Consider the following 25,516-nt stretch of genomic DNA (forward strand, 5'->3'; position numbering starts at 1 on the left):
AATGAAACTGTTAGTGATAGATGATGACGAAGATTTATTAAAATTAATAGGGAATGCCCTCAGTAAAGAATACACAGTCGATGTTAAGTTAGGTGCTAATGATATCAATCCTGATGATTTAAAACAGTATGATTTAGTGATATTAGATGTCATGATGCCAGAGATGACTGGTTTTGAGTTTTTAAAACAATATAGAGAGTGGATTGATGCACCTATCATTCTTCTGACAGCAAAAGATTTTGAAAAAGATAAATTAGAAGGATTTGCTTTGGGAGCAGATGATTATGTCACGAAACCTTTTTCCATTAAAGAAATACGCGCCAGAGTAGCAGCTCATTTAAGAAGAGAGCAACGTCAAAAGCACTATCGGTTGGTAGATTATCCAGTATCGTGTGATTTAGTAGCAAAAGGATTCTTTTGTGATGAAACAGAAATCGCACTCACGTCTAGTGAATACACTATTTGTGAACTCTTGTTAAAAAATAAAGGACAAGTCTTTTCTAAAGAAAATCTATATACCTCTGTTTATGGATTGGACGCAGTGGGAGATAGCCAAACCACAATGACTGAGCGAGTGAAACAAATTCGGGCCAAATTTCATCCTTTTGGTGTGAATCCAATTAAAACAGTTTGGGGAGTGGGGTATAAATGGGAAGTAGAAAAGGATTAACACAATTAGTAACCAAATATGCTGTTATGGAGTTACTTTACACGTTTTTTGTCATGGTTTTTTTCTTTGTACTCCTTAATATTTTGGTGAATGTTGGAATAATCTATCCGGCGAATTACCCAGAAAGTCAACTTAATCAAGTTGAAAAAGAGTTTAAATCGGATAATTGGACACCAGAAAGTTTACCCTTTTTTTATGATTATGAGTATATCAAAAAGGGAAACATAGTGGATAATACCATTAATCAGACATATCAATCATATGTCAAAACAGCTAAAAAAACAGGACGAGCTTCAAAGGATAGTTTTATTGGGGCAAGAGTGTTTCGATATTACACAGTTGGTGAGAAAGAACTGATTGTGAGTTACAAATTGAGTATGCTCTTTTCATCAAAGTCACTTAACCAAGTTATTCCTCATGTTGAAGGGTTTTATTGGTTTTTAGTCTTTTTTGTTTGGATAAGTGGTTTTTTATTTTTAATTGTGAGATTAACGAAGAGATTGAAACGAGAAATTCAAAAAATCTCAACAGCCAGTGTCTACATTCAACAACATAATCTTGATTACCCAAGAATGACGAGTGATTATAAAGAAATAAATGAAGTGTTATCAACGATTGATGTACTAGCACATGATTTAAAAGAATCTTTGCAGGAACAATGGCAAATGCAAGAAAATCAACGCCATCTGATTGAGTCGGTGACACATGATATTAGAACACCCATCACATTGGTTAAAGGTAATCTTGAATTATTAAGTGAAGAAGAGTTGACAGAAACATCTTACGAAAGAGTATCAGACATGGAAAAAGGTGTCTCTCGTTTAGAAAGCTACGTTGAAAAATTACGAATGATTTCAACACATATGTTTGAGGAAAAAAAGGGAGTAACCAAGGATGTATTGAATAATTGGATTGATATGGCACAGCTATTATGCGATACGCATCATCGAACTCTAATGATAACATGTGCTGATATAAGTGATAAGCTACTTGAAACAGATGGTATCGCGATGGCTTTACAAAATATTATGATTAATGCGATTGAACATTCTAAAATCAATTCGACTATTCTGCTAGATTTTAGTGATAATCATGATGACTATCGTATTACGGTAACGGATGAGGGAACAGGTTTTTCTGACGTGATACTAGAAGCAGCCTCAAGAAAATATGTATCTAGTAAGTTAGATAATACCACGTCACACGGATTGGGACTTCATATTGTCAAAGAAATAGTGAAGAGAAACAATGGGCAACTAATTATAAAAAATCGTGATCATTTTCATCAAACTGGTGCGGTTATTAGTATGGTGTTTATAAAATAAAAAGGACGAAGCAAGTTAGTTGTAGTATTGTCTTTTTCGTTGTATAGTTACTTACATAAAGTAAGAGTTATAGAAAGAGGTCGATAAAATATGACATTCCATCAAAAACCAGTGACTTATGTTGGAGAAGTTCAGCTAAGAGTGAGTGACTTAAATCAATCAACACGTTTTTATACAGAAGTATTAGGATTAAAAATAAAAGAACAAACGTCAAATAGTGTGTCATTTACGACAAATGGTCAGGATGTTTTGTTAACGATCACCCAACCAAACAATATAAACAAAAAACAAGAACAACGAACAGGGTTATACCATTTTGCTTTGCTATTACCAAAACGAGCAGACTTAGCTCAAGTCGTGAGACATTTTATTAATTTAGGCGTTCGTTTGGGTGGAGGAGATCACTTAGTTAGTGAAGCCATTTACTTAAATGATCCAGATGGCAATGGCATTGAAATTTATGTTGATAGAGATGCGAGTGTTTGGCAATGGTCAAATGGAGAAGTGAAGATGACAACAGATCCAGTTGATTTTGATGATTTGTTAAAAGAATCAGTTAACCCAGTTTGGAATGGATTACCTAAAGGAACGGTGATGGGACATATTCATCTACAAGTAAATGACTTAGAAAAAAATAAACAATTTTATGTTGATGGGCTCGGGTTTGATGTGGTCAGTCGCTACGGAAGAGAGGCGTTATTTTTATCTGATTCAAACTACCATCACCACATCGCATTAAATACTTGGTCAGGTACGCAGATTAAACATGCCGAAAAAACAGAGACAGGCATCGAAAGTTATACTATTTTATTTCCAAGTGAGACAATCAGAGATGAGAAACTGATGTCACTTAGAAAAATTGGTGCCTCTATTTATGAAGAAAATAACACTTTTTATACGATTGATCCATCGCAAATAAAAGTATATTTACGTATTAGTTAAAAAATAAAACCATCTATCTTTTGTTCTAGGTAGATGGTTTTAGCTATTTCGATGAAAAAGAATGTTTAAACGAGACATTCTTAAAGATATCTATTGTTAATTGGTTATCAAAATCAATAGTTTTTCCATTAAAATGAGTGTAGATATTGGGTTGAAACGGTTTAACGGATGGCTGAAAAACAGAAGTCAAAATTGTTTGAGGAACATCGTAATGCAGTGTGATGTAAGTTGTTTTATCTGTTTTTTTCAGTTTGATTTGATAGATATATTGATTATTAATCCATTGGTAAGATAGTTTAGTATTGTCAATTTCTTGGCTATCGACAATATGAGAATCAGTATACTGACTCATTTCTTGTTTGACTAGTTGGGTATATTGCTGTTTTTTTATCAAAAAGAATGAACTGATAAAGATTAAAATAGTGATGACACCAATCTTTATTTTTTTCATTTAGGTAGCATCCTTTCTAAAAAAAAATATTTTGAATGAGAACCATATAAAAAACAGTCCCTAATCCTATACTTAAAAATGTGCTGTGTTTCCACTTATGGATGATGACAATAAATAAAATAGTGAGTAACTCTGGGAAAGCAAAAGCTCTAGTCACAGCATCTTTCAAACAAAAAATTACCAACAGTCCCATTGTGGCATAAGGTAAAACATTCCCTAGATAAGTGATATAGGCTGGTGGTGTTTTATTTTCTGGAAATAACAGGAAAGGTAAAAAGCGAGTAATCATTGTACCAATCACTACAACGGTAATTGTAATCAGTTGATGAGGCAAAGACATGGTTGTCATAATGTGGTGACCTCCTGTTTATCTAGATTTTTTCTATCTAAGGTAAAGATTAACACAATTAAAGCCATTGCCGGCAACATAAAATTGTCAGCTCCTAACAAAATCAAACAAATAAACGAACTAATCAATCCAATGAGAGCTGGTCTATGATCAGTTGTTTCTTCCCATTGATTGATAAACATGACAACAAATAAAGCGGTCATGACAAATTCAATTCCAGTTGTATCAAAGGTTATGACAGAACCTAGTAACGCACCAAGTGTCGCGCCACCTACCCAGTAAATTTGATTTAATAGCGTGACAAAAAACATAAACCATCCTTTATCAACATCTTTTGGTGGTGTAACCGTACAATTTATCGTGAAGGATTCATCACACATCCCGTAAATTAAATAAAACTTTTTCCAACCGGTATTTTTGTATTTGTCCAACATAGAAATCCCGTAAAATATGTGTCTAGCGTTGACTAAAAGAGTCAAAACAAAGGCATAAAGTGGATTGTAAGTTGACATGAGCAAGTTAGCTGTGACAAATTCCATTGAGCCTGCATAAATAAAAAAGCTCATGAGCATTGGGTACCAGACACTAAATCCCATGCTTCGCATTAAAAAACCATAAGACATCCCTAAAAATAAAAACCCAACACAAATTGGTAATGTATAAGGCAAAGCTGTTTCAAATGCTTTTCTTTTCATTTAACTCCCCCTAATAAATGAATATTTTTTCTATCATACAGTTGTTAGAATTATCTGTCAAGTCAGTCAATTAAAGTGGGTTGTCAAAACAAGTATCACCATGTTATAGTGAAAACAATAATTAATGAAAGGGTGACCCAAATACATGTACAACTAAATCCTATTTATAAGCAAAGTAAAGAAAACGATGAAACAAGTTTATTTTGTTATGCGTTTATCTTTATTTGTAGAATAGGTGTGGTTGTATAAAGTAGTCTTGGGAAAATAAGCTTATTTAATTTACCCTTAACACGTTTAAACCCTCCTATTCTAAGAATGATAGGAGGATTTTTTTCTCCTAAAATGAGGAGACGATTTTATGAAGCAAATAGAAACAACTCACATTACTTATGAATTGACACCAGATTTAATGTTAAATCTTAATCCGTTATCAGTAAATAAAGGCGATAAAATAGGTTTAATTGGGACAAATGGGAGTGGCAAGACAACCTTACTACATATTTTAGCTAAAGAATTAAGTGTAGAAGACACGCTGATTCAACACCATACTTCTGTGACGTTAGTCAAACAATTTAAAGAAGGGTTTGATGATAAAAGTGGAGGAGAGAAAACACAGCGATATTTACAACAGGCTTTTACAGAGGAAAGCGTGTGGTTACTAGATGAGCCAACAACAAATTTAGATGACACGCATGTTGAGTGGGTTGAAAAGAACGTGTTAGAACATCATGAAGGCGTGGTGGTTGTTTCACACGATCGAACATTTTTAACATCGGTTTGTAATAAAATCTGGTTTTTAAAAGATGGTGAATTAAGTGTATTTAAAGGGAATTATTCTACCTTTTTAGCACAGTATCAAGCAGATGAAAAAACGAGACAGCAAGAGTATGAACAATATAAACGAGAAAAATCAGAACTAGAACAAGCCATTCGCATGAAAAAACAACAAGCAAATGGAGCGATGTCAGTTCCTAAAAAGAAAAAACAAGCGGGGGAAAGAGTTGGAGGAAGTAAGCCTTATTATGCTAAGAAGCAAAAAAAGCTTGATAAATCAGCTAAAGCATTAGAAACAAGATTAGCACAACTCACTCATGTTGAAGCACCAAAAAAAGTCGCGAAGTTAACGATGTCCACATCATTATCTCACTTATCTGGAGACCATATAATTTTACGAGGAAACAATGTAACGAAAAAAATAGGGAAAAAAACATTGTTTTCAGGAAGTGATTTTTACATCAAAAATAAAGAAAAAGTCGCGATTATTGGAAAAAATGGTGTTGGAAAAACCACTTTATTGCAAATGATTTTAAATGGAGAGGATACTATCCAACTGTCACCTGCTATAAAAGTAGGATACTTTTCTCAAAAGGTTGATTTGCTTGAAGAAAATAGCACTATTTTAGAAAATGTGTTATCTACGTCAAGAGAATCGAATCAAATGATAGCAAGAACGATTTTAGCACGAATGCAATTTTTTGAAGAAGACATTCAAAAACTAGTTAAGGTATTAAGTGGTGGGGAACGCGTCAAAGTTACGTTGACTAAATTGATATTAAGTGACATAAACACATTGCTGCTAGATGAACCAACAAATTATTTGGATATTGAAGCATTAAACGCTCTTGAGGAATTATTATTAGCTTTTGATGGAACGGTCATTTTTGTGTCACATGACCGAAGTTTTGTGGAGTCTATTGCGACTAAACTTCTTATTATCGAAAATGAGCAGATTAAGATGTTTGATGGCAACTACATAGAATACCAAGAACAACAATCAATTAAAGTAAAAGCAAAAAGTAAAGATGATTTATTAGTACTTGAAACAAAAATCAGTGAAGTGTTAGGTAAGATGAGCATTGAGCCGAGCCAAGAGTTAGAAAAAGTGTTTCAATCATTATTACAACTAAAACAAGAATACAAAAAACCACACAAGAGTTAAACTCTTGCGTGGTTTTCGCTTTATTTAGCTGTTGATGAAGAAGTTTCAGTGGTTGCACTACTTTGAGTATTTCCATTTTTTTCTTCTTCAATTTGTTTATATGTTTGAGTTTTAAATAGGTCAACCGTTGATTGATTATTATGTAGTGAGTAGACACTGGTTGATTTGTCTCCTTTTTGTTGTTCAACTTGAAGGAGTTTATCTAACTCATTTTTGTAATCAAACTTAGCAGGGTCAAGTGGTTTTAATCCACTGTTTGTATTAAATCTCAATAAATCACCATTTGTGATCGCATCAGACATATGAAGCTGTGTGTTTCCTTTTTCTTTTATGTCCGCTATTTCTGCTAATTGTTCTTCTGTTGGTGTGTCAATTAATTCACCAGTTGTTGTATCATAGATGGTTTCACCTAAGATCGTGTATTTTGGTGTGACGATGGTTCCATTTCTAAAGGCAACTATTTGGTCTTTGTCTTTAGAGAAGAAATCTTGTCCTAACTGAATATATGGTTGAGTATCAACACCTAATAAATGTAGCAGTGTTGGTAAGACGTCAACTTGACCACCAAATGTGTGATCAACCCCACCTTTAGTTTGACCAGGAACGTGGAACATAACTGGCACACGTTGGACAGCAGTATCATCAAATTCGTTCCATTCTTCTTTTGATTTACCAAGTAATTCAGCTAAAGATTTGTTACGAGAATTTGAAATACCATAATGGTCACCATATAACACAATGACTGAATTGTCATAAAGACCAGATGCTTTTAAGTAATCAAAGAATTCTTTAACGGCTGTATCTAAGTAGTTTGCCGTTGCAAAGTAACCATTGATTGTGGCATCAGATGTATTAGCGATAGGGAAACCAGCATTATCATCTTTAAATTTTGCATATGGATAATGGTTAGATACTAAAATAAATTTAGAATAAAACGGCTGTTGCACATGTTCTAAATATTGAATGGATTGTTCTAAGAATGGTTTGTCATGTAACCCATATTGGAATGAGTTATTTTCATTGACATCATAGTAACTACCATCAAAGAAATAGTTATAACCTAAACGTTTATATGTTTCGTTACGATTCCAGAAAGAGCCACCATTACCATGGAAGGCAACGCTAGTATATCCTTGTGTTTGACCTAAGATATCAGGTGCAGCTTGGAATGTGTTTTTATCACCTAATTGAGTGAACAATGGTCCTTGGCTTAATCCAAAGAATGAATTTTCTAATAATGTTTCAGCATCACTTGTTTTACCTGAACCCACTTGGTGGAAGGCATTATCAAAGCTAAATGTTTCATTAGAGTGGAATAAACTGTTTAAAAATGGAGTGACTTCATGTTCAACACCATTTTCATCTTTTAATTTGTAATCAATTAAAAATTGTTGGAAACTTTCTAAATGGATATAAATCACGTTACGTCCTTTAGCAATCCCATACATATCATCATTTGGCTCAGCATAATGTGTTTTCACATATTCTTGTACATCAACCAAGTCATTTTGACTAGCTTGAGCTCGTCGTTGAGTGGCGTTATATGTTTGCACACCATCATAAACAGTAAAGACGTTCATCCCTAAATATTTGACGATATGATTTCTTGAGAATGTTCGTTTTAATAATTCAGGTCGATCAGTTTCAGCTAAAGTTAAGTTAGCTGAAAATAATAGAATGGAAAAACTTGTGACAGCAAAAGCTGAACGTGCAGCGATTGGTCTTTCATCAATCTTGATTTTTTTAGTCGCAAGTAAGACAATCACAACAATAATATCAATCCAATACAATAAATCATATGGTCTAAACATACGAAGAGCACTTTCACCAAGACCAGAAGCTACTTTACCGGCACCAAGCATGGTGTTAACGGTAATAAAATCTGTAAATTCTCTGTAATAAATGACGTTAGAAAAAAGTAACAAGGTGGTTAATGATGAGATAATCAGTAACGTAATGTAGGCTTTTTTCGGACTTTTTACATAGAGTGCGGCAGAGAATAAAAAGACTGTTGTTGCCACAGGACTAATGAATAAGATAACGTATTGGAAAAAACTTTCAATTCCTAAATTAAAGTCAACTGTATAAGCTAGTAGGTTTTTTAGCCAGAATAACACAACCATTAATGAGAAAAAACCCATCCTGGTGTTAATCCAGTTTTTATTATATTTATGTTTCAAAATAAACATCCTTTCTTAACAACTTAGCGTCACTAGACCACCAAGCTGAATACTCCATGTTACATTTTACATATTCCTTACATGTCTGTCAATTATGGTCATTTTTCTTAAAAAAAAATATAGAACTAACATCCTTAAAAAAGGGAGCAAAAAAGCTCAAAAACTGATATAGTAGTATCATACAATAAATGAATAGAAATTAAAGGGATTGACTGCATGAAGAAAGTACAAATAAAGCAAAAGAAAAGTCAAAAATACAAAGGCCATTATCCATTAATTAAAGCTGAAGATATGGTAAATGCCCAAGATGATTGTAAAGAATGGGTAAGTTTTTACTCTGAAAAAGACGAATTTTTAGGATATGGCTATTTAGGAAAACAACATAAAGGATTAGGTTGGATGATAAGTTTTTCTGAAAACCAACCGATAGATAAATCTTTTTTAATTAACCTATTTAATGAAGCCAAAGATTATCGTTCAACGTTTTTTAAAGATGAAGCCACCAACGCTTTTCGCTTGTTTAATGGTGAAGGAGATGGATTAGGTGGCGTGACGATTGATTGGTATGCTGGTTTTCTAGTGGTTTCTTGGTATAATGACACCATCTACCAATTAAAAGAAGAAATATTAGAAGCGTTGATGTCTTCTGATATTGCGTATCAGGGAATATACGAAAAAATTCGCTTTAATACAACAGGCATACCTGAGTCAACATTTTTAAATGGGACAAAAGCGCCTGAGCCACTTTTAATCAAAGAAAACAACATCACGTATGCGACTTATTTAAATGAAGGATTAATGACAGGCATCTTTTTAGACCAACGAGAAGTCAGAAGTCGTTTGACTGATACATATGCGATTGGAAAAACAGTATTAAATACCTTTAGCTACACTGGGGCTTTTTCTGTTGCAAGTGCAATGGGAGGTGCTGTGTCAACAACAAGTGTTGATTTAGCAAAAAGAAGTCGACAAAAAACACAAGAACAATTTGCTGTGAATGGACTTAATACTGACAATCAGTCTATAATAGTAATGGATGTTTTTGATTATTTTAAATACGCTTTTAAAAAACAATTCACTTTTGATATTGTTGTAATGGACCCACCAAGTTTTGCAAGAAATAAAAAGAAAGTATTTTCTGTTGCCAAAGACTATCAACAGCTAACAACAGAAGCGGTAGAGTTATTGAATAAAGACGGGTTACTCATCGCGTCAACAAATGCTGCAAATGTTTCGTTAGATAAGTTTAGACAAATGGTTGAGTCTGGGATAAAAGAAACTGGTCGTGCGTTTACGTTTTTAGAATTATATCAATTACCAGAAGATTTCCGAGTGGCAAAAGAATTTAGCGAAGGAAATTATTTAAAAGTATTGTTTTACCAAGTGAAATAAATGTGATTATGAAATGATAGGTGGGGTTTGATGTCAGAGTTAAAAGTACGTAACCTTGAATTAGGAAAAGGAAAACCAAAAGTATGTGTACCACTTGTGGCAAAGAATTTTGAAGAATTATTTTCAGAAGCCATACGATTAAGTAAATTAGATTGCGACGTCATCGAGTGGCGCGCAGATTATTTTATGTATATTCATGATGCAAGATTCATGAAAAAAGCAGCCTATTTTGTGCGGTATGCCATAGATGATAAGCCACTTATTTTTACCTATAGAACATTACAAGAAGGTGGCGGACAACATATTGAGTTAGATGAATATCTTGAACTCAACCGCACAATGATTGATACAGGCTATATTGATATGGTTGATTTAGAACTTGAAATGCTTTTAGAAAGACCAACTGATATATTGGATTACTCTAAAAGAAAAAGTGTTCGAGCGATTGTATCAAAACATAATAATCATTTTACGCCTAAAAAAGAACACATGGAAGAAACCATTAAAGACATGTATGACTTTGGTGGCGATGTGTGTAAATTAGCTGTCACACCAAGTGATTTATCTGATATGCTTTCTGTTCTTGAAGTATCGAATAACATACAAGAAGACTATCCAGACATTCCTTTTGTTTTGATTAGTATGGGAGAATTTGGGCAATTGTCACGTATGACGGGTGAATTATTTGGGTCAGTGATGACATATGCATCGAATGGGAAAAAATCATCCGCACCTGGACAACTGCCGATATCAGTTGTGAGAGATGCTATGGAAGTCATTGGATACAAAAACGAGGAGTAGATAGTCTTGTCTAAGAAAAAAGCCAAAACAAATGCCGTTAGAATTTTAGAACAAAAGAAAATAGCATTTGATACAAGAGAGTATGAGTATAGTGACACGCACGCAGCGGCACTTGAAACGGCTCATGCGTTAGGGATTGATGAAAATCAAGTGTTTAAAACTCTTGTGACTGTGGGGAATAAAACAGGCCCTGTTGTGGCAGTAATACCTGGAAATAAAACACTGGATTTAAAAAAATTAGCCAAAGTCAGTGGTAATAAAAAAATAGAGATGCTACCAATGAAAGAGCTCGAAAGTTTAACAGGCTATATTCATGGAGGGTGTTCTCCTGTTGGAATGAAAAAACTATTTCCGACTTATTATGCTGAAGAAGCGAAATCTTTTGATACCATTCATGTTTCAGCGGGGCGACGTGGACTTCAAATGAGCGTCTCACCGGAAGACTTATTAAACGTGACACGAGGACAATATGCGAATTTAACAGAAGATGAAACGATTTTAGGGTAATCCTATAATCGTTTTTTTATATGTACTTAAAAATCAACTCGCTATAAAAATAGCTCTTATTGGCGTATTGAACGATTATTTGGTAATATAACCATGTTTTGACATAGTTAATAAACTAAAAAATCTATTTTATGTTGTACGATGTTTTTTATTAATAGATTAAATAAAGAAGGATGACAAATGAAGAAAGAACGTTTTTTTATTCTATTTCTGTGGATAGGATTATCATTACTTTATATGTTACCGATTGTGGATTTAACAGGATGGCATGTGGCACTTATTCGTGGAGATGATTATCCATTTCATTTTGCACGAATTTTTGGTGTCATGGATCAATTAAAAGACACAGGGCACACGCAAGCTATCGCAAAGTTTGGTGAGCATGATATTTTTTATGGAGCAAATATTTTTTATCCTACGCTCACAACAGTCTTGCCAATCGCGTTATTATCCTTTGTTTTTCAATCAGTGATTGGTGGCGTGTATGGGTATTTATTTTTGATGAATTTACTGACGTTTTATATTGCATACAAGTGTGCCAAATATATTAGTAATATCGCTTTGTCACAAATAAACATGCGAGCCAAGCAGTATCTACCGTTTATTTTTTCATTTTTTTATGTATTTTCTCATTATCGAATGATTTGTTTTTATCAACGATTTGATTTGGGTGAATTTTTTGTTTTAACCATGTATCCTTTAGTATTTGCTGGATTTTATAGTATTTTAAAAGACAACGGAACAAAAAAATATTGGCTGATTGGTGGATTAGCACTTATTTCGTACTCACATATTTTATCGCTCATGTTAGCCGTTGTTGTTTTAGCGGTATTATTTGTGGTTAGTCTGATTAAAAAAATGATTACGACACAAGTTTTCAAGCAACTAGTGTTTAGTGCCGTTATGACTGTGTTGCTTTCGTTTGGTGCGCTAGCTCCGATTATTTATGAAATGTTTACTCTACATATTCGTTCTGTACGAATTCATGATTTAGCTAGTGAAGCCGCAAATGTTGGAGTTATGTTGGCATCCTCTAGTGTCAATTATTTAAGTTACATGAGCATTGGCATTGTTTTGTTGTTTACTCTTATTATTGGCGTGTATCAAGTGATTTGGAAAAAAGAATCCTTTGTTCGGAAAAATAAACTACTCAGACTATGTTTATGGGTATCACTTGTCATAACACTCATGATGACATCAGTGTTTCCTTGGCATCTGTTGCAACAGACACCCTTATCTATTATTCAATTTCCATTTCGTTTAATGCCATTTTTATCAGTATTTGGCAGTTTTTTAGGAGCGGCTATTTTAGCTGACAGTTTAAGTCAGGTTACTACGCTGTCAAGAAAACGAGTGATTCTTGGATTAAGTGTCGGTATTTTAATTATGTCGACTCTTAGTGTCAATTCTTTAATGATTCGTCGGTCGTTAAATAAATTAATGTATAGTAAGCAAGATATTGTGACAACGAGACGATATGAAAGGTCAGTGAATAAAGATTACTTTCCAGCAGGATTGACAGACGAACAAACTAAACGCATTAAAGATAAGATAGGGCAAGTGAATCAAGAAGAAGTCCCAATGCCTTATCAGTTTAAACGTCATGCAGCGATAATAGAACTGACACTAACGGATCCAACAAATACTGTTATTACACCCATTATTGGGTATAGTGGGATAGTGGTGGAAGATGAGCATGGGAGACGCATTAAAACAACCCTCTCATCCGAGAGAACTTTATCATTTCAGTTACCTAAAGGAGATTACCAGCTATCTATTTATTATGATCCGCCTTTTTTAATAAAATATAGTATGGTATTTTCTGGTATACTGGCGTTATTTTATAGTGTTTATGTTGTTAAAATACAAAAAAGAGACTTACCTCAGCCGTAAAGCTAAGGCAAGTCTTTTCTATTTTAATAGTTAAAATAACTAGCAATTTCAGCCGCGTGTTCACCGGCAACATGTCCTGTACAAAAAGCAGCGGTGATGTTAAATCCTCCAGTGTAGCCATTGATATCTAACAGTTCACCACAGAAGAACAAGCCGTTCACACATTTGCTTTCCATTGTTTTAGGATTGACTTCTTTTAGACTAATCCCCCCACCAGTGACAAATGATTTATCAAGTGGATAGGTTTTATTGACTGTAAAAGTCAGATGTTTGATTTCATCAACAAGAGCATCAATCTCTTTTTCAGTGATTTGTTTAAAAGGGGTTTGCGTGTTGATATGGCAACGTCCCAATAAAAATTCTAAGTAGCGTTCTTGCATCAATGGTTTTAATGCGTTCTTAATGGATTTATTGCCATCTTCACTTTGTATGCTGATTACTTGTTGTTTGATGTCTTGCTCAGATTTTAATGGAAACAAATCGAGCGACATGGTGACAGTTTCTTGTCCTTTTTCAAGTAGTTGATTGACAAACATGCTACAACGAAGTGCTGCAGGACCTGAGATACCAGAATGAGTGAATAACGCATCCATTTCATGTGTGACCACCACTTTTCCTTTTTCATCTAGAACAGATAAACCAATGTCTCTTAAAGATAACCCTTGAAGTTCACGACTTTTAATAAAAGACTCTTCAGATAAAAGGGGAGATTCAGTTGGAAAAAGTTTGGTGATAGTATGCCCCACTTTTTTAGCCAACGTGTATCCATCCCCAGTGGATCCAGTATATTGATAAGTCTTCCCACCAGTTGCTAAGACAACACAAGGTGCATGAATTTCTTCTTTTGTGTCAGTCATCACTCCTGTTATATTGCCATCAGTTACTAATAATTTTTTAACCGTTGTTTTCATTTTTAATTCAACATTTAATGCATTTAAGCGATCAAATAAGCCGTTAACGATTGCTTTAGAGGTATTTTCAACAGGAAACATTCTTCCATGATCTTCTTCTTTTAAGTGCACACCGTGGCTTTCGAAAAACTCCATAATGTCATAGTTGTTAAATTGAGAGAAGGTACTATACAAAAACTTCCCATTTCCAGGGATAAAAGAAATAATTTCTTCTGGCGGTCTATTATTGGTGACGTTACAACGACCTCCGCCAGTTAAGCGTAGTTTTTTTCCAAGCATTTTATTTTTATCAATAATCATGACGCGTGCGCCTTTTTCTGCTGCGGAAACGGCAGCCATCATACCGCTTGTTCCCCCACCAATGACAATGACATCTATACCCATCTATTGCCACTCCTTTCGTTATTAAATGATAGTTTAGCATACTTTTTTTAAAATTTGATGAGAAAATATTTTTTTTTTTTATTTAAATACTATATAATACTAATTAAGTTTAAGAAGGGAATGATACATTATGTCAGCACAAGATTATGTAACAAAAATGATGGATGAAGTGAAAGAAAAGTATGGTTATCAACCAGAGTACATTCAAGCAGTGGAAGAGTTTTTGACTACAGTGACACCATTTTTAGAAAAAAATCCCGTATATTGTGAAAAAAATATCTTAGGGCAATTGATTATACCTGAGCGTTTAATCGAGTTCCGTGTTCCTTGGATGTCAGATTCTGGTGAATGGATGGTTAATACAGGATACCGTATACAATACAACTCAGCGTTAGGACCATACAAAGGGGGATTACGTTTCCACCCATCAGTGAATCAAAGTATCATGAAATTCTTAGCGTTTGAACAAATTTTTAAAAATAGTTTAACCTCTTTACCAATTGGTGGAGGTAAAGGCGGAAGTGATTTTGATCCTAAAGGTAAATCAGATGGCGAAATCATGCGTTTTTGTCAAAGTTTTATGCAAGAATTACAAAAACATATTGGCCCAAGCATGGATGTTCCAGCAGGTGATATGGGTGTAGGTGGACGTGAAATTGGGTATCTATATGGTGAATACAAACGCCTAAATGGTTATCAAGCAGGAGTCATCACAGGTAAACCACTTGCTTTCTGGGGAAGTTTAGCTCGTACAGAAGCAACAGGTTATGGTTTAGTGTATTTTGTTAAGTATTTATTACAAGACAAAGGCGATTCACTAAAAGGTAAACGTGTCATGATTTCGGGTAGTGGAAATGTGGCCATTTATGCGATTGAAAAAGCACAAGAATTAGGTGCAACAGTATTAGGTTGTTCTGACTCTTCTGGTTATATCATTGATGAAGATGGTGTAGACTGTGAGTTAGTCAAAGAAATCAAAGAAGTAAAACGCGGTCGTTTAAGTGAATATGCGGCAGCAAAACCAAATGCTAAGTACGTTGAAAATGCGTCAATTTGGACAGAAAACATTGTTTATGAAGTAGCTTTACCATGTGCCACTCAAAATGAAATTGGATTAGACGAAGCAGCTATCCTAATCAAAAACGGGGTAAAAGTCTTAGCTGAAGGGGCAAACATGCCAACAAAATTGGAAGCATTGCACCAATTAACTGATTCTGGTGTTATCTATTGTCCAGGTAAAGCCGCTAATGCTGGTGGAGTGGCTGTATCAGCTTTAGAAATGGCTCAAAATGCTCAACGTTTACCTTGGACTTTCGAACAAGTCGATTCAGAACTTGATAACATTATGAAAAATATCTATGAAACATGTGCGACAACAGCAAAAGAATACGCGCAAGAAGACGATTTATTAACTGGGGCAAATATTGCTGGATTTGAACGAGTTGCAAAAGCAATGCTTGCTCAAGGACTTGTTTAATAAAAATTCTCCACGTTTTGTTATAAACTATCTGAAAAAGATGTGAAAAATTCAAAAAAATGGTAGAATAGGTATGTATTCTTGTACGAAGAATCACATATTATTAGGAGGATGATTATGTCACATATTCGTTTTGATTATTCAAATGTTGGTACATTTATTGGTGACCATGAATTAGGTTACATGCAAGCAGAAGTAACAGCAGCACACAATGCATTGCGTGAAGGGACTGGACCAGGAAATGATTTCCGTGGTTGGATTGATTTACCAGAAAACTACGATAAAGAAGAATTTGCTCGCGTTAAAAAAGCAGCAGAAAAAATTCAATCAGATTCAGATATTTTAATCGTTATCGGAATTGGTGGATCATACCTAGGAGCTAAAGCTGCTATCGACTTTTTAAACCACTCATTCTACAATCTTTTAGACAATGAAGAAAGAAAAACACCACAAGTATTCTTTGCTGGAAACTCAATCAGTTCAACTTATTTAGCTGATTTAATCCAAATTATTGGCGACAAAGACTTCTCAGTGAATGTTATTTCTAAATCTGGTACAACAACTGAACCAGCGATTGCTTTTAGAGTCTTTAAAGATTTATTAGAGAAAAAATACGGTAAAGAAGAAGCAAACAAACGTATCTATGCAACAACTGATAAAGCTAAAGGCGCTGTTAAAACAGAAGCTGACGTTGAAGGCTGGGAAACATTTGTTATTCCTGATGATGTTGGGGGACGTTTCACTGTATTAACACCAGTTGGATTACTTCCAATCGCTGTAACAGGTGCTAACATTGATGAGTTAATGAAAGGTGCTGCTGATGCTCGCGTTGCATACAGCTCTGATGATTTAACAAAAAATGAAGCATATCAATATGCTGCATTACGTAATATTTTATACCGTAAAGGAAAAGTAACGGAGTTATTAATCAATTACGAACCAAACTTACAATACTTCTCTGAATGGTGGAAACAATTATTCGGCGAGTCTGAAGGAAAAGATCAAAAAGGTATCTACCCATCAAGTGCAAACTTCTCAACTGACTTACATTCATTAGGTCAATACATTCAAGAAGGACGTCGTAACATTTTTGAGACAGTTATTAAAGTAGAAAAACCTCGTAAAAATGTGGAAATTCCTGTACTTGATCAAGACTTAGATGGTTTAGGTTACATTCAAGGAAAAGAAATTGATTTTGTTAATACAAAAGCATTTGAAGGAACTCTTTTAGCCCATACAGATGGTGGCGTACCAAACTTTGTGGTAAATATTCCTGAAACAGATGCTTATACATTAGGTTACTTAATGTACTTCTTTGAAATTGCAGTAGGTATTTCAGGTTACTTAAATGGCGTAAACCCATTTGACCAACCAGGTGTTGAAGCATACAAGAAAAACATGTTTGCTTTACTAGGAAAACCAGGTTTTGAAGACTTAGCAAAAGAACTAAACGAACGTCTTAAATAAGACAATTAATGAGCGCTCGACAAATTTGTCGGGTGCTTTTTTAATGGAGGAACCTTAATGACACCAACACAAGAAAAACTTTTTTCGATGCAAGACAGGACTTACAAAGTATTTAATGCCAAATTAATTCCGACAGTTAATCCAGATAAGGTTATTGGCGTTAGGATGCCACAACTCAGAAAATTAGCTAAAGAGATGATAAAAAATGATGATACAGCACACTTTTTATCAGAGTTACCTCATACTTATCATGAAGAAAATGTACTTCACATGTTGATTATTTCAAGTACAAAAGATTTTGAAGAAGCTATCAAAGCATATCAAACTTTTTTGCCTTATGCAGATAATTGGGCCGTGACAGATTGCCAAACACCTACTGTATTTAAAAAGAATCCAGAAAAGTTATTGCCATTTATTGATGAGTGGCTAACCTCAAGTGAAGAATACACAGTGCGTTTTGCTATATTGCAGCTGATGAACATTTATCTAGTAGATGAAAACTTTAATCAATCCATTTTGGATCGTGTATGCGAGGTAAAAAGTGAGGCCTATTATGTCAATATGATGCGTGCGTGGTTTTTTGCGACCAGCTTGGCTAAGCAGTATGATGCCACGATTGCCTATATTAGTGAACGTAAATTAGATGATTGGACGCATCAAAAAACGATTCAAAAAGCGAGAGAAAGTTTAAGAATCTCACCAGAAACAAAAGATTATCTAAAGACACTGAAAAAGCCTTCCAATTAATGGAAAGCTCTTTAAGGCGCTTTAGTCCCAAACATATTCATTTTTGGTTTGGGAATTTCTTTGTTATGCTGAGCTGCTAAATCCATCGCTTTAACATACAAATCGAGTTTTTGATCGAGTGTTAACTCTTTTTTCTCGGACATCAAGACTGCTTGGGCAAATTTTTCTTTGTCAATATAAATCATCATTTCATCCCCCTTAACATCATTTCTAAACATATTATAGCAAATTTCAATCGAAAAAAGTGTTTTAAAGAATTGATTATTTAATGAATTTTTCAAAAAACGAACAAAAAGATGTTATAATATATAGATAAAGAAAAACTAGATGAAGGGGAAAAAAGAATGAATCCAGAACATTTTGTAACAGAGTTATCTCATTTGAAAGCTGCTCTCATGGTAGAAGAAAAGGTTGATATGGTACGCTTTAACAAGCTATATCAAACAGCTCAAGACCTGATGCTTAAAGGGGAGAGAGTGAATAAAGAGTTGATGGAGGAGTTTCTTTATTTTAGAAATATCGTAGAGCAGTAATGAATAGATAGAAAAGGGGTTGGAAAATGAAAAATATTGTCAGACTAATGAGTTTGTTGCTTATTATTGGGGCCTATAATACACGTTTTTCGTTTTTATCTTTGAATATTTTACTCGCGTACATCCCTTTAGAGTTGTCGTTTCAGTTTTTTCGTGTGAAGAAGAATGGGTTGAAATTAGGACTAGCCGCTTTATTTATGTTGTATTTTCCTAATATTCCTTATTTAGTGACAGATATTATTCACATGGATATTTTAGATATTTACAATCATTTTACAGGGGATAGTATTAAAAATTTGGGTGATTGGACACTGACGATTGTCTTGTTTCTAGCGATTTTTAGTTTTGTTCTCATTGGATTTGGACAGTTACTAAAACTTCTATCTTATGCAAAAAAACAGTATCGATTGACCACCACACAAGTAAGCGGTGTACTACTGCTTGTTTGTTTCTTATCATCACTAGGTATCTATGCTGGAAGATTTCCACCGAGATTTCATTCGATTGATATTTTTGTTAGACCATGGTATGTGTTTAAAACCATATTCCTTGAGTGGTCTTTCATTAAATTAGAAATAGTCCTACTCTTTTTAGGGCTTCATTTGGCTATTATTGGTGTGATGACAATGAACAGACAATTATCAAAACTAAAATAAAAAGCACGTCACCTTTTTAATTCAGGTGATGTGCTTTTTGCTTAATAATGTTCAGCGCCTTTTTTAAGGAAGGCTAAAGAAAGTGCTGCTAAAATACCTAAAGCAAAGAAATAAATAAAGGCAGACAAGTAAGTTTCTGAGCTATCTACTAATGCCCCAATAATAATCTGCGCTGTTGCTCCTCCTAAAATACCACCAGTTGAGATGGTTGAGTAACTTGGCGCAAAGTGTTTTCCAGTAAATACTTTTAGGGGGATTGTCATCAGAGTAACAAACGCAACCGTCATTGATAAAGTCGCTAATCCTAAAACAAGGATAAATAGAACAAGAGAATGGACATAATAAGATAAGAAGACTAATGACGAGCCGATTGTTGCCATTATCATAATGACAATCGTATCTTTCTCAGAGAAAAATTTACTGACGATATAACTCCCACCAATGGCTCCAACGAGAGAAAACACACCCACACATGAGCTAACAACACCAGATTGAGTCAGTGTAATACCGCGTTGACTCGTTAAAAAGCTTGGTAACCAGTTATTGATTCCGTACAGTAAGCTATTAACAAAAAACGCAGCCGCAAATAGTGTCCAAATGTTTCGGTTTTTCCAAATTTTCAGTAAGGATACTTTTTCAGAATCTTCTTCAGCGACTTCTATTGATTGTTTGTTTGGTGTGGGGATTCCTCTTGCAATGATAAAAGAGGCAGCAATAGCAAGAATAGTGAGTAACACATAAGCAAACTTCCAATTGTATTTATCAATAATTGGAGAGAGTAAAATAGGACCGACAACACCAGCAATTCCAGAAGAGGAGATGAGGATTCCTTTAGCAAACGTTCTACGCTCAATAGGGAAATTATCAATGATTTCTTTGCTAGAAGCGGAAGGGTAACCAGAATGAGCAAGCATACCAGTTAAAAGTCGGATGGCTAAAAGCATCGTGACTGTTTGGCTAAAGCTAAAAATAAAATCAAAGACACCAATCATAAAAACTGACCAAATAAGCACTTTTTTTGCACCAAATTTATTAATTGCAAAACTCATTGGCACTTGCATAATGGCATATCCAATAAAAAAAGCACTTAAAATGAGTCCTTTTTGACTTTCTGTCATGGGGATGTCTTTGCTAATTGAAATAATGGAGATACCAACAGACAATTTATCAATGTAGACAATCACGTAACCTAAAAATAACGTGGATAATAATAGTGATAAATTCACTTGATTTTTTGTATTGTTCATAGACCTATCCTTTCTTAAAAAAATATAACTATTTAATAAATATACAGTTTTTTTAAAACGTTGTAAATTAAAATTCTAAAGCTTCATTATTTTTTCGAAAAAAACTAACTTTGCAAGATACATTATTTTATTATAGAATAAGTGATGTTGCCGTAAAGAGGGGGAATACCTGTTCTTTACATCGGCTTAAAAGTAGCCTATTATTGATTAGAACAAGCAATTAACTTGTTTACGTTATGATGGTAGAAAAGGAGTTTACCTATGTCAAAAGAAATAAATAGACAATACGATGATTCATCCATTCAAGTATTAGAAGGTCTAGAGGCGGTAAGAAAACGTCCAGGGATGTATATTGGATCAACAGACTCTAAAGGATTACATCATTTGGTTTTTGAAATATTTGATAATGCCGTTGACGAAGCGTTATCTGGTTATGGAACAGAAATTGATGTCACAATACATAAAGACAATAGTATCAGTGTACGAGATTATGGTAGAGGGATGCCAACAGGAATGCATGCTTCTGGAAAGCCAACGATTGAAGTGATTTTTACTATATTACATGCAGGTGGAAAATTTGGCCAAGGTGGTTATAAAACCTCAGGAGGGCTTCATGGTGTTGGAGCAAGTGTGGTGAATGCTTTATCAAGTACGTTAACAGTGGAAACCATTAAAGATGGTCAGATGGCGACATTATCATTTAAAGATGGTGGACATCCTGATGGGAAATTTAAAAAGACGAAAACGTCGATTAAACAAAATGGTTCAACAATTACGTTTAAACCAGATGCGTCCATTTTTTCAACAACGGTTTTTTCTTATGACGTATTATCTGAACGTCTAAGAGAATCTGCCTTTCTATTAAAAGGAATTAAAATCACTCTAACCGATGAACGAGAAGGACAAGAAAAAGAAGATGTCTTTTTATATGAAGATGGAATCAAAGAGTTTATTGCTTATTTAAATGAAAGCAAAGATGACTTATCTCCAATCGTTTATTTTGCCGGAGAAAAAGACGGCATTGAAGTGGAATTTGCCTTCCAATACAATGATGGCTATTCTGAAAATATTTTGTCTTTTGTTAACAATGTGCGTACAAGAGATGGTGGAACACATGAAGTCGGAATGAAAACGGCTTTAACCAAATCATTTAATGAATATGCGAGAAAAACAGGCTTGTTGAAAGAAAAAGACAAAAATCTTGAAGGTAGCGACTTTAGAGAAGGGTTATCAGCCATTATTAGTGTGCGTATTCCCGAAAACTTGCTTCAATTTGAAGGGCAAACGAAAGGAAAATTAGGTACACCAGCTGCTAGGACAATTGTTGATACAGTCATTAGTGATCAATTAGGATTTTATTTGTTAGAAAACAATGATTTATCTCAAATGCTTGTTAAAAAAGCGCTGAAAGCACGAGAAGCACGAGAAGCGGCACGTAAAGCACGAGAAGACAGTCGTAACGGGAAAAAACGTCGTAAAGGGGAATCTTTACTATCTGGTAAATTAACCCCAGCACAATCACGTAACCCAAAGAAAAATGAATTGTACTTAGTCGAAGGGGACTCTGCTGGAGGATCAGCTAAACAAGGCCGAGACAGAAAATTCCAAGCGATTTTACCACTTCGAGGAAAAGTCATTAATACGGAAAAAGCAAAATTACAAGATATTTTAAAAAATGAAGAAATTAATACCATGATTTATACCATTGGCGCTGGTGTTGGTCCTGATTTTCAACTAGATGATGTGAATTATGATAAAGTCATTATCATGACCGATGCGGATACAGATGGGGCACATATTCAAGTGTTACTATTGACGTTTTTCTATCGCTACATGAAACCTCTTGTCGAAGCAGGAAAAGTTTATATTGCTTTACCACCGCTATATAGAGTAAGCAAAGGTCGCGGTAAAACTGAGCAGTTAGAGTACGCTTGGACAGATGATGAAATGGCTGATATTACGAAAAAGATGGGGAAAGGCTACTTAATCCAACGTTACAAAGGGTTAGGTGAAATGAATGCCGATCAACTTTGGGAAACAACCATGAATCCTGAAACAAGAACATTGATTCGAGTAACGATTGATGACTCAGCAAGAGCTGAAAGACGTGTGACAACGTTGATGGGTGACAAAGTAGAGCCCCGTCGTAAATGGATTGAAGAACACGTTCAATTTACATTAGAAGAAGATGGCAGTATTTTAGAAAACCATGACATTATAGAGGAACACGTCACACCTGATAATGACATAGTCGAAGAAATCAATCTATTTGATTAGCGAGTACCAACAAAAGGGAGAGAACAAGAATGAATCAAGAACACGGGATTCAAAATCTTAGTCTAGAAGATGTAATGGGAGACCGTTTTGGACGTTATTCAAAATACATTATTCAAGATAGAGCATTACCTGATATAAGAGATGGACTAAAACCTGTTCAACGCCGTATTTTATTTTCAATGAATAAGGACGGTAATACTTACGAAAAAAGTTTTAGAAAATCAGCTAAATCTGTCGGAAACATCATGGGGAATTACCATCCTCATGGTGATAGCAGTATTTATGAAGCAATGGTTCGTATGAGTCAAGATTGGAAGTTACGTGAACCATTAATTGAAATGCATGGGAATAACGGGAGTATGGACGGCGACCCCCCTGCTGCGATGCGTTATACAGAAGCACGACTATCTAAACTTAGTGGTGAGCTATTAAAAGATATCGAAAAAGAAACCGTTGATTTTGTTTGGAACTTTGATGACACAGAAAAAGAACCAACTGTTTTACCTGCAGGATTTCCGAATCTTTTAGTTAATGGGTCAACAGGGATTTCAGCTGGGTATGCAACAGAAATTCCGACACATAATTTAGGTGAAGTTATTGATGGCACGATTTACTTAGTCGATCACCCAAATGCTAGTGTCGATAAATTAATGGAATTTATTCCTGGACCAGATTTTCCAACAGGCGCGATTCTTCAAGGAAAAAAAGAATTGAAGAAAGCTTATGAAACAGGAAAAGGTCGAGTAATTATTCGTTCTAAAACTGAAATCGAACCACTAAAAGGTGGTCGTGAGCAAATCGTCATTACTGAAATTCCTTATGAAGTCAATAAAGCAAACTTAGTGAAAAAAATGGATGAATTACGTTTGACAAAACGAGTAGAGGGAATATCTGAAGTCAGAGATGAAACGGATAGAACGGGTTTACGTATTGTGGTGGAGCTTCGTAAGGAAGTCGACGCAGAAGGTATTTTAAACTATCTACTTAAAAACACGGAACTTCAAGTGAATTATAACTTTAATATGGTAGCCATCAATAAACTTCGTCCACAACAAGTTGGGTTGAAAGATATTTTAGAAGGCTATATTACTCACCGTAAACAAGTGATTATTGACCGCAGTCAGTTTGATTTAAATAAAGCGAAGAAACGTGAACATATTGTGCTAGGTTTGATGAAAGCTTTATCCATCTTAGATGATGTGATTCGTATTATTCGTCAAAGTAAAGACAAAAAGAATGCCAAAGATAACTTGATTTCAGCACATGACTTTAGTGAAGAGCAAGCAGAAGCGATTGTATCATTGCAATTATATCGTTTAACAAATACGGATATTACGGCACTTGAACAAGAAGCAGCTGAGTTAGAAGCATTAATCAAATCGCTTGAGTTGATTATTAATAACCCGAATGAGTTGTTAAAAGTCATGAAAAAAGAATTGCGTGAAGTGAAGAAAAATTATGATACCGCTAGACGAACTGTTTTAGAGGATAAAATAGAAGAAATCAATATAGAAACAGCTGTTATCGTACCTCAAGAAGACGTCATGGTCAGCGTGACACGTGAAGGATACGTTAAACGTAGTAGTTTAAGATCATACGGTGCATCAAAAGATGATGCCATTGACATGAAAGAATCAGATGATCTAATTTATGTAGAACAGTTAAATACCCATCATCATGTGTTGTTTGTTACAACAAAGGGGAATATTATTTACCGTCCTGTGCATGAATTAACAGATAAAAAATGGAAGGATGTTGGTGAACATTTTTCACAAACACTAAGTACCCTTCTTCCAAATGAACAAATATTGAAAGTTTTCCCTTATGAAACGATTGATGAAACGAAAGAATTTGTTTTCGTAACAAAAGAAGGCATGATTAAGCGAACACTAATGAGTGAATTTGCTAGTTGGCGTACTTATAAGAGCCGTCCGTTGATGTGTATGAAACTCAAAACAGACACAGATGAGTTGATTAGTGCAAATCTAATCTCAACTCAAATAGAGTATGAAGTCACCTTGATAAGTCACTTAGGATTTGGATTGCGTTATGATCTAAGTGAAGTGCCAACAGTTGGTGCTAAAGCATCTGGCGTTAAAGCCATGAACTTAAAAGAGGGAGATTACTTAGTTTCAAGTCATATTTTCCCAATTAGTACGGCAGAACATTTGGTGACAGTCGTGACACAACGCGGATCAGTCAAGAAGATGGATGTATTAGAGATTAGTAAATTAGGTCGAGCAAAACGTGGATTGATGGTATTAAGAGAATTAAAAAATAATCCACACCGCGTCTTTTCGGCGATATCAACTAATGATGATAATGAATCAATTATAGTAGAAACCAAAAACGGTGCAAGCTACACAACAGATACAAAAGATATCCCGGTTAATGATCGAACCTCTAATGGCTCATTTATTTCAAATGAAAAAGTAGATGGAGAAGTGGTTAAAATAACTCTTTCACAAAAAGAAAAAGAAGACTAAATAATAAGAAGAAATCTTTCAAGGATTTCTTCTTTTTCTGTTATATGACACAAGTTGAAATGTAACCGCTGTTATAATACAGATAGACACAATAAATGAAACAGATAAAACAGAAAAGCACCTTAATAAAATTTTAAGAAAGTCAATAAACTAGCGTTTAAACAGTCCTTGTGTTTTTTTTAACAAA

Annotated in this window: 22 protein-coding genes; 15 read left to right on the forward strand and 7 right to left on the reverse strand. The window is 34.6% G+C overall.

Annotated features, from left to right (window positions below; all coding sequences use genetic code 11):
* Position 1: 1 nt before the first annotated feature.
* The 3 genes from CBF36_RS00140 (at position 2) to CBF36_RS00150 (ending at position 2,937) form a co-directional block, all read left to right on the forward strand.
* On the forward strand, positions 2–670 hold the full coding sequence (locus tag CBF36_RS00140) for a response regulator transcription factor (protein ID WP_125955537.1): 669 nt from the start codon (positions 2–4) through the stop codon (positions 668–670).
* Entirely contained in the window at positions 649–1,995 is a 1,347-nt protein-coding gene (locus CBF36_RS00145) for a sensor histidine kinase (protein ID WP_125955538.1), read from the forward strand. Before CBF36_RS00140 ends, CBF36_RS00145 begins: the two co-directional genes overlap by 22 nt.
* Positions 1,996–2,085: 90 nt before the next feature.
* Positions 2,086–2,937 carry a VOC family protein gene (locus CBF36_RS00150; protein WP_125955540.1) on the forward strand — a complete coding sequence of 284 codons (852 nt, stop codon included), beginning with the start codon at positions 2,086–2,088 and terminating at the stop codon, positions 2,935–2,937.
* Positions 2,938–2,980: 43 nt separating this feature from the next.
* On the opposite strand, the gene CBF36_RS00155 is transcribed toward CBF36_RS00150, so the two are convergent.
* The 3 genes from CBF36_RS00155 to CBF36_RS00165 are packed head-to-tail and all read right to left on the reverse strand — an operon-like array spanning position 2,981 to position 4,432.
* Positions 2,981–3,388, reverse strand: coding sequence for a hypothetical protein (locus CBF36_RS00155; protein ID WP_125955542.1), 408 nt, complete (start codon positions 3,386–3,388; stop codon positions 2,981–2,983).
* A gap of 16 nt (positions 3,389–3,404) precedes the next feature.
* Entirely contained in the window at positions 3,405–3,737 is a 333-nt protein-coding gene (locus tag CBF36_RS00160; protein WP_207854429.1) for a branched-chain amino acid transporter permease, read from the reverse strand.
* Entirely contained in the window at positions 3,734–4,432 is a 699-nt protein-coding gene (locus CBF36_RS00165) for an AzlC family ABC transporter permease (protein ID WP_125955544.1), read from the reverse strand. Before CBF36_RS00165 ends, CBF36_RS00160 begins: the two co-directional genes overlap by 4 nt.
* A gap of 358 nt (positions 4,433–4,790) precedes the next feature.
* On the opposite strand from CBF36_RS00165, the gene abc-f reads away from it, so the two are divergent.
* Positions 4,791–6,371, forward strand: a complete 1,581-nt coding sequence (abc-f, locus tag CBF36_RS00170; RefSeq protein WP_125955545.1) for a ribosomal protection-like ABC-F family protein — start codon at positions 4,791–4,793, stop codon at positions 6,369–6,371.
* A 20-nt stretch (positions 6,372–6,391) separates the two neighbouring features.
* On the opposite strand, the gene CBF36_RS00175 is transcribed toward abc-f, so the two are convergent.
* Positions 6,392–8,560 (reverse strand): LTA synthase family protein, encoded by a 2,169-nt coding sequence (locus CBF36_RS00175; protein ID WP_125955547.1) that lies wholly within the window; start codon positions 8,558–8,560, stop codon positions 6,392–6,394.
* Between the two features lie 207 nt (positions 8,561–8,767).
* Between CBF36_RS00175 and CBF36_RS00180 the strand changes: the two genes are divergently transcribed.
* The 4 genes from CBF36_RS00180 (at position 8,768) to CBF36_RS00195 (ending at position 13,144) form a co-directional block, all read left to right on the forward strand.
* Positions 8,768–9,943 (forward strand): class I SAM-dependent rRNA methyltransferase, encoded by a 1,176-nt coding sequence (locus tag CBF36_RS00180; RefSeq protein ID WP_125955548.1) that lies wholly within the window; start codon positions 8,768–8,770, stop codon positions 9,941–9,943.
* Positions 9,944–9,973: 30 nt separating this feature from the next.
* On the forward strand, positions 9,974–10,744 hold the full coding sequence (gene aroD / locus CBF36_RS00185) for a type I 3-dehydroquinate dehydratase (RefSeq protein WP_125955550.1): 771 nt from the start codon (positions 9,974–9,976) through the stop codon (positions 10,742–10,744).
* Positions 10,745–10,750: 6 nt separating this feature from the next.
* The gene (ybaK, locus tag CBF36_RS00190) at positions 10,751–11,251 is read left to right on the forward strand and encodes a Cys-tRNA(Pro) deacylase (RefSeq protein ID WP_125955551.1); all 501 of its coding nucleotides are present in this window, start codon (positions 10,751–10,753) and stop codon (positions 11,249–11,251) included.
* A 180-nt stretch (positions 11,252–11,431) separates the two neighbouring features.
* The gene (locus CBF36_RS00195) at positions 11,432–13,144 is read left to right on the forward strand and encodes a hypothetical protein (protein WP_125955553.1); all 1,713 of its coding nucleotides are present in this window, start codon (positions 11,432–11,434) and stop codon (positions 13,142–13,144) included.
* A 23-nt stretch (positions 13,145–13,167) separates the two neighbouring features.
* Here CBF36_RS00195 and CBF36_RS00200 read toward each other — a convergent pair whose 3' ends face one another.
* The gene (locus CBF36_RS00200) at positions 13,168–14,439 is read right to left on the reverse strand and encodes a BaiN/RdsA family NAD(P)/FAD-dependent oxidoreductase (RefSeq protein ID WP_125955554.1); all 1,272 of its coding nucleotides are present in this window, start codon (positions 14,437–14,439) and stop codon (positions 13,168–13,170) included.
* Positions 14,440–14,569: 130 nt separating this feature from the next.
* Here CBF36_RS00200 and gdhA point away from each other — a divergent pair, with 130 nt between their 5' ends.
* The 3 genes from gdhA to CBF36_RS00215 all read left to right on the forward strand — a co-directional run bounded on the left by gdhA (position 14,570) and on the right by CBF36_RS00215 (position 18,130).
* Positions 14,570–15,916 (forward strand): NADP-specific glutamate dehydrogenase, encoded by a 1,347-nt coding sequence (gene gdhA / locus CBF36_RS00205; RefSeq protein WP_125955556.1) that lies wholly within the window; start codon positions 14,570–14,572, stop codon positions 15,914–15,916.
* Positions 15,917–16,033: 117 nt separating this feature from the next.
* Positions 16,034–17,383, forward strand: a complete 1,350-nt coding sequence (locus CBF36_RS00210) for a glucose-6-phosphate isomerase (protein WP_125955557.1) — start codon at positions 16,034–16,036, stop codon at positions 17,381–17,383.
* Between the two features lie 57 nt (positions 17,384–17,440).
* Complete coding sequence (locus CBF36_RS00215; protein WP_125955559.1) at positions 17,441–18,130, forward strand: DNA alkylation repair protein; 690 nt, start codon at positions 17,441–17,443, stop codon at positions 18,128–18,130.
* A gap of 11 nt (positions 18,131–18,141) precedes the next feature.
* On the opposite strand, the gene CBF36_RS12210 is transcribed toward CBF36_RS00215, so the two are convergent.
* The gene (locus tag CBF36_RS12210) at positions 18,142–18,315 is read right to left on the reverse strand and encodes a hypothetical protein (RefSeq protein ID WP_165865339.1); all 174 of its coding nucleotides are present in this window, start codon (positions 18,313–18,315) and stop codon (positions 18,142–18,144) included.
* A 159-nt stretch (positions 18,316–18,474) separates the two neighbouring features.
* Here CBF36_RS12210 and CBF36_RS00220 point away from each other — a divergent pair, with 159 nt between their 5' ends.
* Positions 18,475–18,663: a hypothetical protein gene (locus CBF36_RS00220; protein WP_125955561.1), complete on the forward strand. Its 189-nt coding sequence runs from the start codon at positions 18,475–18,477 to the stop codon at positions 18,661–18,663.
* Between the two features lie 26 nt (positions 18,664–18,689).
* Positions 18,690–19,319 (forward strand): DUF1361 domain-containing protein, encoded by a 630-nt coding sequence (locus tag CBF36_RS00225; RefSeq protein WP_243637942.1) that lies wholly within the window; start codon positions 18,690–18,692, stop codon positions 19,317–19,319.
* Positions 19,320–19,360: 41 nt separating this feature from the next.
* On the opposite strand, the gene CBF36_RS00230 is transcribed toward CBF36_RS00225, so the two are convergent.
* Entirely contained in the window at positions 19,361–20,566 is a 1,206-nt protein-coding gene (locus tag CBF36_RS00230) for an MFS transporter (protein ID WP_125955562.1), read from the reverse strand.
* Positions 20,567–20,827: 261 nt separating this feature from the next.
* On the opposite strand from CBF36_RS00230, the gene parE reads away from it, so the two are divergent.
* The gene (parE, locus tag CBF36_RS00235; RefSeq protein WP_125955564.1) at positions 20,828–22,843 is read left to right on the forward strand and encodes a DNA topoisomerase IV subunit B; all 2,016 of its coding nucleotides are present in this window, start codon (positions 20,828–20,830) and stop codon (positions 22,841–22,843) included.
* A gap of 29 nt (positions 22,844–22,872) precedes the next feature.
* The gene (gene parC, locus CBF36_RS00240) at positions 22,873–25,329 is read left to right on the forward strand and encodes a DNA topoisomerase IV subunit A (RefSeq protein ID WP_125955566.1); all 2,457 of its coding nucleotides are present in this window, start codon (positions 22,873–22,875) and stop codon (positions 25,327–25,329) included.
* Positions 25,330–25,516: the final 187 nt, after the last annotated feature.

Origin of the sequence: Vagococcus bubulae (assembly GCF_003950315.1) — a bacterium.
GTDB classification, from domain to species: domain Bacteria; phylum Bacillota; class Bacilli; order Lactobacillales; family Vagococcaceae; genus Vagococcus; species Vagococcus bubulae.